Annotated in this window: 14 protein-coding genes; 6 read left to right on the plus strand and 8 right to left on the minus strand. The window is 66.6% G+C overall.

Translation table 11 applies throughout. From position 1 onward, the window contains the following. Positions 1 to 85: 85 nt before the first annotated feature. The 3 genes from GOAMR_RS09325 to GOAMR_RS09335 all read right to left on the minus strand — a co-directional run bounded on the left by GOAMR_RS09325 (position 86) and on the right by GOAMR_RS09335 (position 3,505). Entirely contained in the window at positions 86 to 994 is a 909-nt protein-coding gene (locus GOAMR_RS09325; RefSeq protein WP_050942654.1) for a serine hydrolase, read from the minus strand. 4 nt (positions 995 to 998) lie between these two features. After that, positions 999 to 2,627 carry a serine/threonine-protein kinase gene (locus GOAMR_RS09330; RefSeq protein ID WP_005186137.1) on the minus strand — a complete coding sequence of 543 codons (1,629 nt, stop codon included), beginning with the start codon at positions 2,625 to 2,627 and terminating at the stop codon, positions 999 to 1,001. Positions 2,628 to 2,722: 95 nt separating this feature from the next. Beyond that, positions 2,723 to 3,505, minus strand: coding sequence for a TetR family transcriptional regulator (locus GOAMR_RS09335; protein WP_005186143.1), 783 nt, complete (start codon positions 3,503 to 3,505; stop codon positions 2,723 to 2,725). Between the two features lie 218 nt (positions 3,506 to 3,723). Here GOAMR_RS09335 and GOAMR_RS09340 point away from each other — a divergent pair, with 218 nt between their 5' ends. The 4 genes from GOAMR_RS09340 (at position 3,724) to GOAMR_RS09355 (ending at position 7,085) form a co-directional block, all read left to right on the plus strand. Beyond that, positions 3,724 to 4,806: a ferredoxin reductase gene (locus tag GOAMR_RS09340; RefSeq protein ID WP_005186147.1), complete on the plus strand. Its 1,083-nt coding sequence runs from the start codon at positions 3,724 to 3,726 to the stop codon at positions 4,804 to 4,806. 66 nt (positions 4,807 to 4,872) lie between these two features. Continuing rightward, positions 4,873 to 6,090 (plus strand): fatty acid desaturase family protein, encoded by a 1,218-nt coding sequence (locus GOAMR_RS09345; RefSeq protein WP_005186150.1) that lies wholly within the window; start codon positions 4,873 to 4,875, stop codon positions 6,088 to 6,090. Between the two features lie 97 nt (positions 6,091 to 6,187). Continuing rightward, complete coding sequence (locus GOAMR_RS25515; protein WP_005186154.1) at positions 6,188 to 6,544, plus strand: hypothetical protein; 357 nt, start codon at positions 6,188 to 6,190, stop codon at positions 6,542 to 6,544. A gap of 46 nt (positions 6,545 to 6,590) precedes the next feature. After that, positions 6,591 to 7,085, plus strand: a complete 495-nt coding sequence (locus tag GOAMR_RS09355) for a DUF4395 domain-containing protein (RefSeq protein ID WP_005186156.1) — start codon at positions 6,591 to 6,593, stop codon at positions 7,083 to 7,085. A 13-nt stretch (positions 7,086 to 7,098) separates the two neighbouring features. Here GOAMR_RS09355 and GOAMR_RS09360 read toward each other — a convergent pair whose 3' ends face one another. The 5 genes from GOAMR_RS09360 to GOAMR_RS09380 form a co-directional block, all read right to left on the minus strand. Then, on the minus strand, positions 7,099 to 8,049 hold the full coding sequence (locus tag GOAMR_RS09360; RefSeq protein ID WP_005186159.1) for a Ppx/GppA phosphatase family protein: 951 nt from the start codon (positions 8,047 to 8,049) through the stop codon (positions 7,099 to 7,101). Positions 8,050 to 8,226: 177 nt separating this feature from the next. Next, complete coding sequence (locus GOAMR_RS09365; RefSeq protein WP_005186162.1) at positions 8,227 to 8,733, minus strand: DUF501 domain-containing protein; 507 nt, start codon at positions 8,731 to 8,733, stop codon at positions 8,227 to 8,229. Beyond that, entirely contained in the window at positions 8,730 to 9,587 is an 858-nt protein-coding gene (locus tag GOAMR_RS25520; RefSeq protein WP_005186165.1) for an FtsB family cell division protein, read from the minus strand. Before GOAMR_RS25520 ends, GOAMR_RS09365 begins: the two co-directional genes overlap by 4 nt. A gap of 13 nt (positions 9,588 to 9,600) precedes the next feature. After that, on the minus strand, positions 9,601 to 10,890 hold the full coding sequence (gene eno / locus GOAMR_RS09375) for a phosphopyruvate hydratase (protein WP_005186169.1): 1,290 nt from the start codon (positions 10,888 to 10,890) through the stop codon (positions 9,601 to 9,603). Positions 10,891 to 11,012: 122 nt separating this feature from the next. Next, complete coding sequence (locus GOAMR_RS09380) at positions 11,013 to 11,726, minus strand: lytic transglycosylase domain-containing protein (protein ID WP_005186173.1); 714 nt, start codon at positions 11,724 to 11,726, stop codon at positions 11,013 to 11,015. Between the two features lie 293 nt (positions 11,727 to 12,019). Here GOAMR_RS09380 and efeU point away from each other — a divergent pair, with 293 nt between their 5' ends. Together efeU and efeO are read left to right on the plus strand one after the other, a co-directional pair. After that, entirely contained in the window at positions 12,020 to 12,949 is a 930-nt protein-coding gene (gene efeU, locus GOAMR_RS09385; protein WP_005186176.1) for an iron uptake transporter permease EfeU, read from the plus strand. Positions 12,950 to 12,961: 12 nt separating this feature from the next. After that, a complete protein-coding gene (gene efeO / locus GOAMR_RS09390) occupies positions 12,962 to 14,167 on the plus strand; it encodes an iron uptake system protein EfeO (protein WP_005186178.1) in 1,206 nt (401 codons plus the stop codon). Positions 14,168 to 14,179: the final 12 nt, after the last annotated feature.

A 14,179-nucleotide genomic window follows, 5' to 3' on the forward strand; every position in this document is an offset into this window, starting at 1 on the left:
AGGGAGTGTCTGCCCAACGCTCAAGCCGGTACAGGGTTGAAATCGTGCTGACCGAAAGGAACCCGGATCCTGCCCGGCCGGCCGGTCAGCACCGTCCCCGCGGTAGCTTTCTGATCGACTTGTCCAGTTGTTGTGCAACAACATTCAGCGCGCTGATACCACTGTCGAGCGAGGGCCCAGACGTGGCCATCGCCACCGCGGTCATCGAGCCGTCGGCGTGGATGATGAGCCCGATCTGGCGCACCACATAGCCCGAGGTGGCACCCGGCCCCCAGCCGCCTTTGACCGCGGTGGACCGTGGCGACGTCATGGCCTCCACACCCCACTGCTGATTGCCGGCGACCTGTCGCATCAGCGACAGCACGTGCTCGGTGCCCGCCATGCATGGCAGGTGCGCGGTGAACGCCGCGGCGTTGGGCAACGGCCACGTCGTCTGCCCGAAGATGGTGAACCCGTCCCGCAGATGCCGGCTGGGCACCGTGGTCGTGGTGTCGCCGCCGTCGCGCAGCACCTCGGTGACGGCGGCCGCGGCGTCGGAGTCGGAGCCGAGGGAGCCCCACAGTTGTTCGGCGGCGGAGTTGTCGGATTCGACGATCGCCGGGACCTGCGGCGCGGACTGACCGTTGGCGCGTTGCGATGCCACCGCGAGCGGCACCTTGATGCTCGACCAGGCGACCAAGGGGGTCTGGTCACCCACCGATATCGCCCGACCGGATCGTCCGACCGGGACGATCGCGATGCCGACGGGCTGCCCCGCCCGCCCGATCGCCGAGTTGAGGGCCGCCACCAGCGAGGTGCGGTGCGTCGGACCGCCCGGTGTGCGCGTGCGCGACGAGGTCGGGGCACCGGCCGTCGACGGCACCGCCGGTGCGGTGACCGTGACCGTCGAGGTGGCGGGCGGCGTGGTGGCGTCATCGTCGCTGCCGCCGCATGCGGTCATCGACACCGCCAGCACCAGCGTCGCGGCGGCTGCCGCTCCGTGAAGGATTCGCATGGTCTCAGTAAATGTGAACGACGGCGTTGTTCCCGCCCCGACACACCACGATCCCCAGTTCCGGACCGCACGACATGCGGTACGTGTCGCCGGTGACCGGGCTGGTGGCGGTGACCGTCCGGGCCTCGCCCTTGGGTCCGGCGGCCAGGTAGGCCGAGCGCACGTTCGCGGCGAACGCGCAACTGGTCGGACTGCCGACCTCGATACCGACCGAGTTGTCACACGGATCCGAACCCGCCGGAGGGCTGCTGACTGTCGGGGTGGTCTGCGCCGGGGTGTCCTGGGTCGGCGTCACGGTGGTGGTGACGACGGCCGTCGATTGCTGGGCCTGCCTGCCCGAGCCCTTGTCGCCGGAATCCTTGGCCAGCAGCAGGTAGGCGACCACGCCCAGCACCACGACCAGCACCACGGCGATGATGCCGACGATCGGCACCAGGGCACTTTTGTTGTTCCGCCCCGTATTGTTCGGCGGAAATCCTTGCGGCCCAGTGGGATAGGGAACCGGACCAGCCCCGAACGGCCCCATACCCTGCGGGCCGGTGCCGTATCCACCGGCACCGTATGGGCCGGTGCCCACCGGTGGGCCGTACTGCTGCGATGGACCGTAGGGTGTGGTGCCCTGCGGCGCGAACGGAGCCCCGCCCGGCGGGTAACCCACACCGACGGGCCCACTGCCCACCTGCCCCGGAGTCATCTGCCCACCAACAGGATTCACCACCGACGGACCCGTGACCCGGATTTGTGTCTGCTCATACTGTTCGGATCCGATGGTGGGCGGCGCGCCCGGGGCCGCGGCCGCGGCGGGCTCGGTGAGCGCGGTCCGGCACGCCTGAGCCAGCTCACGGCACGTGCCGTACCGTTGCGCGGGATCGGCGGCCAGCCCCTTCTCGATGACGGCGTCGAAACTGGCCGGCACCCCCGCGTGCACGGTGCTGACCCGCGGCGGGACGTCGAACAGCGCCGCCTTGATCGCGGAGCTGACGGTGCTCGCGGGATGCGGCACCTGCCCGGTCAGGGATTCGAACAGCACACAGGTGAGCGCGTAGATATCGCAGGCCGGCGTGATGGGGGTGTTCTCGAACATCTCCGGCGCCATGTACGCCAGCGAGCCGATGGCCGTACCGGCCTGAGTGAGCCGGGTGTCGTCGCCGGCCTGCGCGATGCCGAAGTCGACAAGATGGGCGAAGTCGTTGTCGGACAAAAGAATATTCTCGGGCTTGACGTCCCGGTGGACGAGTCCGTCGCGGTGGGCGGCGTCGAGTGCCGCGGCGACCTGTTCGATGATCCCGACCGCACGCTCGGGACTGAGCGCGCCGTCCTCCTTCAGCACCGCGCGCAGGTCCTTGCCCTCCACCAGCCGCATGTCCAGGTATAGGACGCCGTCCACCTCACCCCAGTCGTGGATGGGGATGATGTGCGGCTCGCCCAGGCGGGCCACCACCTGCGACTCGCGGCGGAACCGTTCCTGATAGGTCACATCGGCGGCCGGACCCTGCGACAAAATCTTCAGTGCGACAAAACGATCCTTGGTGGTGTCGTACGCGCGGTACACCTCACCCATGCCACCGCGGCCGATGAGTTCGTCGAGGCGATAGGGCCCGAACGTGGTTCCCACCCGATTCTGCGCAGTCATGCGCTCAGCTTATTCACAGAATCCGACAAAGGACGCATGAGCAGCGGAAAGCCGATCGGATGACCGACACGGGCGTCGGGAATCAACTCACCCGCTCAACGGTCGTGACGCGAACGCCACCGGCCCATGCCCAGGAACACCAGCACCAGCTGCCGTTCGACGCGGTCGATCACCTCACGCTCGACACCCCGGCCCCGGTAATCGCTGTCGAGGTATTCGGCCACCGAGGTCAGCATGATCGTCACGATGAGGTCGGCGACCATCTCCAGATCCTCGGCATCCCACGCCGACAGATCCGGCAGCCGGGCCAGGTCGATAGCCAGTTCCTTGGCGAACAACCGCCGTTCGGTGTCGATGGCGCGGCGAACCTCGGCGACACCACCGTGCTGCTCACGGATCAGGAACCGGAACGCGGACTCGTCCTCCCTGACCTGGTTGAACAGGATGGCGATCGACGTGCGCACCGTGGGCAGGGCCTGCCGGGCGGCGAGATCGCGACGCCCCTCACGCAACGTGCGCCGCAGCACCCGCATCGAATCCTCGACGAGGGTGACCCCGAGATCCTCCATCGACGCGAAATGCCGATAGAAGGCGGTGGGCACGATGCCCGCGCCACGCGCCACCTCGCGCAGGCTGATGCTGGCGAAGCTGCGCTCGGACACCAGGTCGAGCGTGGTGTCCAGCAGGGCTTGGCGGGTCCGGCTCTTACGGTCGGCACGACTCTCGGCGTCGGCGTTCTTCGCGCCGGCCCGCTTGGAGTCCGCGCGGGCCGAGTCTGCTCGTGCCGAGCCCGGGCGGGAGGTGCCGCCCCCGTCACCATCGCCCGAGTCGGCACGCCGCCCACGCGAGGCGCGGGTCGAGTTTCCGGTACGGGTCACCCACTGAGTCTAAGTCGTGCGCTCCGGCACCGACGACACCGCCCGCGTCCAGGGCCTTCGGAACCTATCCGGGACTTTTCGGCAAAGGTGATGGCACTCACATCCGTGAGCACTTGACCACAGTGGCGGTACATATGCCACACTCTTCCGTGTACAGATGTTCACTCAAAAACGAGAACAAGCCCATTCTCGCGAACACACCGAACGGAGAGCCCCCGATGAGTATTCGACTCCCCAGGCTTGTCGGCTCGATCGTGGAGGCCGCCCTCACACCGCATCCGGTGGACAGCTACCTCGAACTGGTCGACCCCAGCCTCACCTGGCGCGAGGTACGCGCCACCATCGTCAGCGTCAGCCGCCCCACCGAGCGCACCGTCCGCCTCTCGCTGCGCCCCACCCGGCAGTGGAAGGGCCACGAAGCCGGTCAGTACCTCCAGCTCAGCGTCGTGATCGACGGCGTCCGGCACAGTCGCTGCTACTCGCCGGCCAACTCCTCGGCGGGCGCCTGGAGCCCCATCGAGCTCACCATCACCGCACACGACGACGGCTTCGTCTCCACCTACCTGCGCGACAACGCGCGTGAAGGAATGGTCCTCGGCGTCTCCCAGGCGCAGGGCGAGTTCACCCTCCCGGCCGAGCTGACATCCGCGGTATTCATCAGCGGCGGCAGTGGCGTTACACCTGTACTCTCAATGATGCGTACACTGATCGCCAAGAAGTTCACCGGCCCCATCACCTTTCTGCACTACGCCCGCACCCCCGCCGACGTGGCCTACCGGGCCGAACTCGCAGCGCTGGCCGCCGCCAACGGAATCGACCTGCGGCTGTACTACACCCGCGGCGACGGCGACACCCCCGGTGAGCACTTCACCGCCGCCCACCTCGACGGCATCGACGGCCTGGCAGACGCCGACCTGTTCGTCTGCGGCCCGCCCGCACTGATGGACGCGGTCAAGGCACATATCGCCGACACCGGACTGAGCAACCCCGTCCACTCCGAGGCGTTCGTCCTGGCCGCCCCCATCGAGATCGACCCCAACGAACCCGTCACCGGCGAGCTGTCCTTCACCAAGGCCGGCAGCACCGCCGACAACGACGGCCGCACCATCCTCGACCAGGCCGAATCCGCCGGACTCAAGCCCGCGTCGGGCTGCCGGATGGGAATCTGCTTCTCCTGCACCGCCGTCAAGAAGAGCGGCTGCACCCGCAACGTCCTCACCGGCGAACTCAACACCGAGGCCGACGCCCAGATCCAGATCTGCGTCAACGCCCCCGTCGGCGACGTCGAACTCGAGCTTTGACATGGGTCTGCTGACCAGACCGTTTTGAAAACCGCATCCACCCAATAACTCACGGAGGTAATCATCATGGCTACGCCCATCATTCCGTTCCGTAAGCCCACCGCACTGCGCAAGCCCAACGTGTTCCGCAAGCCCGCCGCCGACACCGCTCCCACCGGTGCCGAGCACATCACCGAGGTCAATCTGACCTTCGAGCAGGTCGAGACACTCGGCCGCGAACTCGACGAACTGCGCGCCCGCGTCGTCGCCGACCTCGGTCAGAAGGACCGCGACTACCTGTACAACATCGTCCGCATCCAGCGCGGACTCGAGGTGGGCGGCCGCGGCCTGATGTACCTCGGTTTCCTGCCGCCGGCCTGGCTCGCGGGTGTGGCCGCGCTGTCGGTGTCGAAGATCCTCGACAACATGGAAATCGGCCACAACGTGATGCACGGCCAGTACGACTGGATGCGCGAGGACAACTACAACTCCCGCGAATTCGAATGGGACAACGTGTGCCCGGGTGACCAGTGGAAGCACAGCCACAACTACCTGCACCACACCTTCACCAACATCGTCGACATGGACCGCGACATCGGTTACGGCATCCTGCGGATGGCGCGTGAGCAGGAATGGCGTCCGTACTACCTGGGCAACCTGGCCTACGCCACCGCCCTGATGTTCCTGTTCGAGTGGGGCGTCATGCTCCACGACCTTGAGGCCGACAACCTCCTGTCCGGCAAGCGCAAGTGGGCCGACGTCAAGGGCCTCGCCAAGGGCATGTACCGCAAGGCCCGCAAGCAGGCGCTCAAGGACTACGTGGTCTTCCCGCTGCTGACCGGGCCGCTGTTCGTGTCCACCCTGCTCGGCAATGCCACCGCCAACGTGGTGCGCAACGTGTGGGCGTACTCGATCATCTTCTGTGGTCACTTCCCGACCGGCACGCAGACCTTCACCAAGGAGGAATGCGAGAACGAGAGCCGCGGCCAGTGGTACCTGCGGCAGATGCTGGGCTCTGCCAACATCGAGGGCAGCACCCTGTTCCACATCATGAGCGGTAACCTGAGCCACCAGATCGAGCACCACCTGTTCCCCGACATCCCGGCCAGCCGTTACCCGGCGATGGCCGTCGAGGTCCGCGAGATCTGCGAACGCTACGGCATGCCGTACAACACCGGCTCGTTCAGCCACCAGCTGTGGTCGACCTGGACCAAGATCGCCAAGCTGTCGCTGCCCAACTCGTGGAGCCGCGACGACAACGAGATCGTCGTCAACATCGAACGCGAGAACGAAGCCGCGGCCTGATCCGCCGTCACCAACCAGATACCGCCCTCCACCGCACCGGCTCGATGCGCTGGAGGGCGGTATCGTCGTGGCACCAGCACCGAAAAGAAGGACTCCGATGGTCGACCGCCTCGAACGCAACAAGGACCTGATCCAGGAACTGGTCGAATCCACCGCCGTCCACGTCGGTTCGATCACCACCATCATCACCAAGGCCGTCGCCGACGTCGCCAGGGAGATCGGTGAGATCATCACCGACGGTTTCGAGATGCGCGAGGCCGCCAAGCTGGCCGAACAGGACGAGGCACGGCATGTCATCGACATCGACACCGAAGACCCCGAACTCGACGACCAGGCCGACCTCCCCGTACGCGATACCGCGGACTACGCGCTGACCGAGGACGACGTGGAGGTTCCCACCCTCGACGCCGAGATTGTCGAGCCGCCGGCGCTCGACCACCAACAATCTCGCTGACCGCAACCCTTCCACCGCGCAGTCGGCGCCGCTAGTGTGGCGCGTCGTGGCGTCCTCCGTATTCACCTTTCCCAATCCGGTCAACGACTACGCGGCCCGATCGACCGCCGGTCTGGTGGTGATATTCGCCGTGGTCACCATCGTCGTCGACCATCCCGTGCTGTACGCGCTGCTCGCGCTGGGTTTTCTGTTGCGGGTCCTGTCCGGGCCCACGCTGTCGCCGTTCGGTCAACTCTCGGTTCGGGTGATCGTCCCCAAGATCTGGCGCAAGACCAAGTTGGTGCCAGGGCCACCGAAGCGATTCGCCCAGACCATCGGACTCACCCTCACCACCCTCGCGCTGATCCTCAGCCTCGTCGGCGCGGGTGTGGCCGCTCAGATCGTCGTCGGGCTCGTCGTGGTGGCCGCCACCCTCGAAGCGGTGCTCGGGTTCTGCCTCGGCTGCACCGTTTTCGGGTTCCTCCAGCAGCGCGGCGTCATCCCCGAATCGGTCTGCGAGGCCTGCAACAACATCAACCTCGCTCAGCGAGGCACCGCCTGATCGAGCAGTCCGGTCAGTCGTCCAGCAGGCCGAGGGCGATGCCGTCAAGGATGTCGTGTTCGCTGACCACGAGTTCGGTGATCCCGGCGCGTTCGGCGAACACCTCGGCCAGTCGCATGGTCACCAGCGATCCGCCACCGATGACGTCGACCCGGCCCGGGTGCATCGGACCGAGCGCGGCCCGGTCGGCACGGGTCATCGCGATCAGCCTCTCGCACACCGCATTCAGGTCCGGCAGAGAGATCCGCGAGAGGTGAATGATGTCGGAGTCGTACTCGGCCAGCCCCATCCCCAGAGCCGACAACGTGGTCATGGTGCCGGCCACCCCCACCCAGGTGCGGGCCTGCTCGACGGGGACGCGGGCAAACGCCTCGGCGAGCCGCGAGTTCGCGAATTCGGTTGCCACGGCGATCTCGTCGTCGGTGGGTGGGTCCGAATGCAGCGCCCGTTCGGTGAGCCGGACGCAGCCGATATCGGCCGAGTACGCGGCCCGCACCCCGCCGGTATCGCCGAGCACCACCTCGGTGGAACCACCGCCGAGATCGGTCACCACGAAAGGTCCTGCGGCGGGGTCGAGTTCACCGACGGCACCGCGGAACGACAGCCGTGCCTCCTCGTCGCCGGTGATCACCTCGGCCACCGCACCCGGCACCACCCGGCCCAGCAACCCGGCTGTCATGGCAAAGAACTCGTCACGATTGGCGGCATCGCGGGTAGCGGAGGTGGCGACCATCCGGACCTGTTGCACGCCTAGGGAAATCATCAACTCTACATAGTCGGCGAGTGCCACCCGGGTGCGCTCGATCGACTCGTCGAGGAATCTGCCGGTCGCGTCGACTCCCTCACCGAGACGCACCACCCTCATCTCGCGGTGCAGGTCGATGAGGCGACCTGACTCATCGGGCCCGGCCACCAGTAAGCGGATCGAATTGGTACCGCAGTCCACTGCTCCGACTGTCGTCATCTGCCCTCCATGCCGGTTGTTACGGACATCGTTCACTCACCGGGTTTCGAGGCTCGTCGCTTGCGCTCCTCACACCTCAACCAGCACGAGGAACGCCACCACCTCGCGCCTCAACCAGCGAGAAAGGCGCCACCACTTCGCCGGTTGAGGTGCGAGCTTGCGAGCCTCGAAACCCCGTCAGTCATCGGCCACACCCGGCCAGTCGGCGGGAATCGCGGTGCCCGCCAAGCCGTTCCGGCCGGCGAGTGCGACTGCCTCATCGCCGAACGGGTTCAGTCCCGGTCCCTTGGCCAGCGAATGCGCGATCAGGACGTGCAGGCATTTGACGCGATCGGGCATCCCGCCGCCGGAAAAATCGGTGCCGAGCGATTCGATGGCGTCGCGTTCGGCCAAGAACGACTCGTGCGCCCTGCGGTAGGCCACGGCGATCTCCGGCTCGGCTTCCAGGCGTGCGGTCATGTCCCGCATCACCCCCGCCGATTCGAGCCGGCTGGCCTCCGCGGTCAGCCGCGGATCGGTCAGGTAGTACAGTGTCGGGAACGGGGTGCCGTCGGGTAGCCGTGGCGCCGTTTTCACCACCGCGGGAACACCGTCGGGTGTGTAGTAGGCGATCTCGATGACGCCGCGCGGTTCACGACCGAGCTGACGTGCGACGACGTCCAGGTCGGCCTGCGAGGCGCTCACTTCTTCGGCGGTGTCGCCACCGCTTCCCACAGGTTGGAGTACCACGGGTTGTTCGCATGTTCGGCGGCCTTGCGTTCGGCCGCCTTCCGCGCGTCATCGCCCGGATACATCATCACCACAGACTTCTCTCCCGGATACACAAAATGCAGACGCTCCCGGGCCTGCGCTTCGATGTAGGCGGGATCGTTCTGCTCGTTGATCTTCTGCTCATAGTAGGCGATCTGTTTACGCAGGTCCGCGTTCGATGCCGAGAGCTGAGCGAACTCCGAACGGTCGGACATCGAATTACGCAGCGGCGCCGACAGGGTGAGGGCAACCGCGATGCCGGCGACGATCATGACCAGCGCCAGGCCGATCGTGCGGTTGGACCACCGATGGGTCAGCCCGACCAGCAGGTCGACCGCGCCGCGCTTGCGCCCGGACTTCTCCGACGACACCCTGCCGGACCTCGCCGATCTGCCGGACCTGCCCGTGCGCGACGACCTCGCGGATGTGGTTGCCCCCGACTTCTGCGTCTTCGACTTCTGTGTCTTCGTACCGGATGTGCTGCCCTTGGAGGGAACGCCGGCGTCCTCATCGTCCGGCTCACCGGCCGTGCGGGTGCCCCGGCTCAGCGGTGCCAGACGGGAGCGGCCCGCGCTCGTCCGGTCGTTGTCAGTCGCGTCGTCGTCCGGGTCCGCGAACACCTCGGTGAGGTCGTGCTCGCCCGAGTCGGTGAGCTCATCGACGTCGAACGGTACGGCCGAACGCCGGTCGGCGACCGATGCGCCCGGACGCGATACCGACGGACGCGAACGGGCGGATCGCCGCGCCCGCGAGGCACGCCGATCCGCCCGTCTGCCGTCTGATGCCATAGGCACTAGCTAATCATGAACCCGCCGAAAACCGGGGGAAGGCGGCGTCACCGGCGTAGCGTGCCGCATCGCCCAGACCCTCTTCGATGCGCAGGAGCTGGTTGTACTTGGCGACGCGCTCGCTACGGGCGGGAGCGCCGGTCTTGATCTGGCCGCTGCCGACGGCCACGGCGAGATCGGCGATGGTGGTGTCCTCGGTCTCACCCGAGCGGTGGCTCATCATCGTCTTGTAGTTGGAGAAGTGGGCCAGTTCCACCGCGTCGAGGGTCTCGGTGAGGGTGCCGATCTGGTTGACCTTCACCAGCAGCGCGTTGGCAATGCCCTTCTCGATGCCGTGGGCCAGCCGCTCGGGATTGGTGACGAACAGGTCGTCGCCCACGAGCTGCACCTTGTCGCCGATGGCGGTGGTGACCGCCGCCCAGCCGTCCCAGTCGTCCTCGGCGAAGGCGTCCTCGATGGACACGATCGGGAAGTCGGCGACCAGCTTCTCGTAGTACGGGACGAGGTCGTCGCTGGAGAACTTCTTGCCCTCCAGCGAGTACAGGCCGTCGGCGAAGAACTCGGTGGACGCGGCGTCGAGGGCGATGGCGATATCGGTGCCGAACTTGAATCCGGCCTTCTCCACGGCCTCACCGATGACGGCGATCGCGGCGTCGGTGCCCGGCAGGTCGGGGGCGAAGCCGCCCTCGTCGCCGAGTGCGGTGTTCAGGCCCTGCTTGTGCAGCACCGACTTGAGGGCGTGGTACACCTCGGCACCCCACTGCAGCGACTCCTTGAAGGTGCTCGCGCCGATCGGGGCGATCATGAACTCCTGGAAGTCGATGCCGTTGTCGGCATGCTCGCCGCCGTTGATGATGTTCATCATCGGAACGGGGAGGATCCGGGCGTTGGGGCCGCCGACATAGCGGTACAGGTCCAGGTCGGCCGACTGCGCGGCAGCCTTCGCCACGGCGAGCGACACGCCGAGGATCGCGTTGGCGCCGAGGCGGCCCTTGTCGGGGGTGCCGTCGGTGTCGATGAGCACCTGATCGACCAGGCGCTGCTCGGTCGCGTCGAGACCGGCTCCCACGACGGCGGGCCCGAGTTCGTCGAGGACACCGCGGACCGCCTTGGTGACGCCCTTGCCGTTGTAGCGGTCGCCGCCGTCACGCAGTTCGACGGCCTCGTGCTCACCGGTCGACGCACCCGAAGGAACCGCCGCACGGGTGAGCGTGCCGTCGTCCAGAAGAACCTCGACCTCGACGGTCGGGTTGCCACGCGAGTCGAGGATCTCGCGCGCACCTACCTGATCGATGATTGCCACAGTTACGCCCCTATCGGTGAACTTGTGCCGGCACGCTCGACGTACCGGCGCGGGATGCCCAAAAGCCTAGTAGACGCGGCCGGTGGCCGGGCACCGACACGGGCACCGGAGTGATCGACCCGTCAGTACCTCACATTGATGGAGTAGGCGTTGGCGTGGTCGCGGACATCGAGCACGTACTGGCGGGAGTTGTTGTAGACGCGCACCGCACGTTCCCAGCCCGCGGGCGTGGTCATGTCGCCATGCGCCGAGACGCACAGGTAGCGGGCCGCCGTCAGCGCCGCGTCGTCGAGGTTGTCCGGGCTCGCCTTGCCGTCGCCGTTGGCGTCGACGCCGTAGCGCTGCCAGGTTTCGGGGATGAACTGGAACGGCCCCATCGCCCGGTCGTAGGTCTTGTCGCCGTCGAGGGTGCCACCGTCGGTGTCGGTGATCTTGAGGTTGCCGCGGGTACCGTCGAGCGCCACGCCACGGATGTGGGGCGTGGTGTCGCCGTCGGCACCGATCTTGCTGCCGCGGTGCCTGCCGTGTTTACTCTCGACGGCCGCGATACCGGCGAGGGTGGTCCACGCGATCCCGCATTCCGGGTGCTGCTGGCGCTGGATCTCGGCGGCATTGCCGTACGCGGTGAGCGCGGTGACCGGGATCCTCGTGGATTTCGAGATCGGCGTGGCCCAGTCGATGAGCAGGTCCGCGGTCCTGCCCGATGCGTTGATGTCGAAGTACGGCTGCGGGGTTCCCGCGCCCGGCGGCACACCGTCCGGAATGTCCGGCCGCGACGACGGCAGGCTCACACAGGCGGCGGTGCCCAGCGCCACCGCCAGCAGCGCCACGACCACGCCCGCGGCCTTTCCCAAACGGCGGTCAACACACACCGAGGATCCCCTCAGGGCAATGCGGGTTTCCGCGGACCGTCGGCTACCTTCTTCGCCCATGAACCCCATCGCAGCACTTGACACCTGACGCCGGTGGGCGGAAATACCCATCCGGGTACACCCAAAGGCCTAATCGTCAGTTCAACTCCGGGGTGCGACTTTCAGTTCCCGGCCACCGGGATTACCGTAGGCGTGGTTAGCCTCACCGAATCAAACGTTTCCGGTTGGGACGGTGACGCACGCAGCAAAGGACCAACATGAACGTGTTTCTCGCGGATGGGCCGTCGGTCGGCTCACAGATGTTCGGCAGTGGGCTCATCGGAGTTCGCGAAGGACTCGAAACCGGCATTGTGGTCATGGTGCTGATCGCATTCCTGATCAAATCCGGGCGCCGGGACGCGCTCCGCTGGGTGTGGGCCGGAGTCGCCATTGCGGTCGCGATGACACTGGGTGCCTTCCTGATCATCCACCTGGGTACCTCGACCATCAGCAACCTGACCGCCGAATTGATCGCCGGACTCGCCTCCATGGTGGCGGTGGTGATCGTGACCACGATGATCCTGTGGATGAGCAAGGCGTCTGTCCACATATCGTCGGACCTCAAATCGGGGCTGACCGACGCCCTGGTGCGTGGCGGCCCGGCGGTGATGGGTCTGGCGTTTCTCGCCGTCGGCCGGGAAGGCTTTGAGACCGCGCTGCTCATGGTGGGATACGCCGAAAGCGTGTCGGGCGGGCTCTGGCCGTTGGCGGGTCTGGTACTGGGCGTGCTCGTCGCCATCGTCCTCACCGTGCTGATCTACCGCGGCGCGATCACGCTCAACTTTCACAAATTCTTCTTCTGGACCGGGCTTTTCCTGATTCTGGTGGCCGCGGGCATTCTGTCGTACGGGGTTCGGGCCCTGCAGACCTACGGCTGGCTGCCCGGGATCGGCTCGACGGCCTTCGATTTCTCCGATCACTACGACCAGTCCTCGTGGTACGGAACCCTTCTTGCCGGCATCTTCAACTTCCGGCCCGATCCCACCGTGCTGCAGTTGATCGCCTGGGCGGTGTACCTGGTGGTCGTACTCGCGCTGTTCGTCCGGGCCAACCGCCGCCCTGCCCCCAAGGGCCTGCCGGCGGCCGACACCGCCGCCGGCGCCGACCCAGCCTCCAAAGCCCCGGCCACATCCGACGCCGGTATCTGAAAGGAATCGAAGGTGATTCAACGCATTGCCACACCCGCCGCGTTCATCTCGCTCGCGGTGGCCACTCCACTGATCCTCGCCGGATGTACCGACAAACCCGACGAGGACGCCATCAAGGTCACCTCCACCAAGACCGAATGCGACCTCGCGACCAGCGAGGCCGAAACCGGCGATGTCGACTTCTCCGTCACCAACAACGGCAACAAAGTCACCGAGTTCTACGTGTACGGCAACAACAACCGGGTGCTCGGCGAGGTCGAGAACATCGGCCCCGGCGTCACCGGCAACCTGACCGTCGAGATCACCGACCCCGGCACCTACACCGTCGCGTGCAAGCCGGGCATGGTGGGCACCGGCATCCGCAAAGACCTCAAGGTCACCGGCGACAAGAAGGAGAAGTCGCAGGCGCCGGCCGACGTCAACGCCGCCCGCGAGCGGTACCTGGACTACGTGCGCGGCCAGCTCAACGGCCTCGTCGCCCAGGTCACCGACTTCACCGGCAAGGTCAAGAGCGGCGACCTCGAGGGCGCCAAGACCATGTTCGGCCAGGTCCGCACCTTCTACGAGCGCATCGAGCCCGTCGCCGAATCGTTCCCCGACCTCGACCCCAAGATCGACATGCGCTGGGACGACACCGAGGGCGGCAAGACCGAGTTCACCGGCTTCCACCGCATCGAACGGTTCCTGTGGCCGCCGCAGGCCTCGGAGATCGGCGACAAGGCCGGCCAGGTCTCGCCCGACGACGCCGCGGACGCCAAGGCCAAGGACAACGCGCAGTCGATCGGCGTGATCGCCGACGGCCTGCTCAAGGACGTCACCACCCTCAAGGACGAACTCGGCAAGCCCGACTTCAGCTTCGAGACCCGGATGTTCGTCGCCGGCCCGCAGGCCCTGATCGACGAGGTCGCCGCCACCAAGGTCGACGGTGAGGAGGACCGCTACTCGCACACCGACCTGTGGGACTTCGCCGCCAACGTCGACGGTTCCGAAACGCTGATCGCCGAGCTGCAGCCGATCATCTCGGGCAAGGACCAGGCGCTGATGGATAAGATCACCGAGCAGTTCAACGGCCTGCGGACCACCCTCGACAAGTACCGCGAGGGCGACGGCTACATCACCTACACCAAGGTGACCGCCGAACAGCGCAAGGAACTGTCCAACCAGATCGACGCGCTGTCAGCCACCCTGTCGAAGGTTCCCGGCCTCGTCCTGAGCTAGGGCGTCTCTTTA

The organism is Gordonia amarae NBRC 15530 (genome assembly GCF_000241345.1).
Taxonomy (GTDB): Bacteria; Actinomycetota; Actinomycetes; order Mycobacteriales; family Mycobacteriaceae; genus Gordonia; species Gordonia amarae.

Bases quoted from the DNA above. Each gene is read 5' to 3' on its own strand.
- GOAMR_RS09325 (WP_050942654.1), bottom strand. From the start codon at position 994: ATGCGAATCCTTCACGGAGCGGCAGCCGCCGCGACGCTGGTGCTGGCG.
- GOAMR_RS09330 (WP_005186137.1), bottom strand. From the start codon at position 2,627: ATGACTGCGCAGAATCGGGTGGGAACCACGTTCGGGCCCTATCGCCTC.
- GOAMR_RS09340 (WP_005186147.1), top strand. From the start codon at position 3,724: ATGAGTATTCGACTCCCCAGGCTTGTCGGCTCGATCGTGGAGGCCGCC.
- GOAMR_RS09345 (WP_005186150.1), top strand. From the start codon at position 4,873: ATGGCTACGCCCATCATTCCGTTCCGTAAGCCCACCGCACTGCGCAAG.
- GOAMR_RS25515 (WP_005186154.1), top strand. From the start codon at position 6,188: ATGGTCGACCGCCTCGAACGCAACAAGGACCTGATCCAGGAACTGGTC.
- GOAMR_RS09360 (WP_005186159.1), bottom strand. From the start codon at position 8,049: ATGACGACAGTCGGAGCAGTGGACTGCGGTACCAATTCGATCCGCTTA.
- GOAMR_RS25520 (WP_005186165.1), bottom strand. From the start codon at position 9,587: ATGGCATCAGACGGCAGACGGGCGGATCGGCGTGCCTCGCGGGCGCGG.
- efeU (WP_005186176.1), top strand. From the start codon at position 12,020: ATGAACGTGTTTCTCGCGGATGGGCCGTCGGTCGGCTCACAGATGTTC.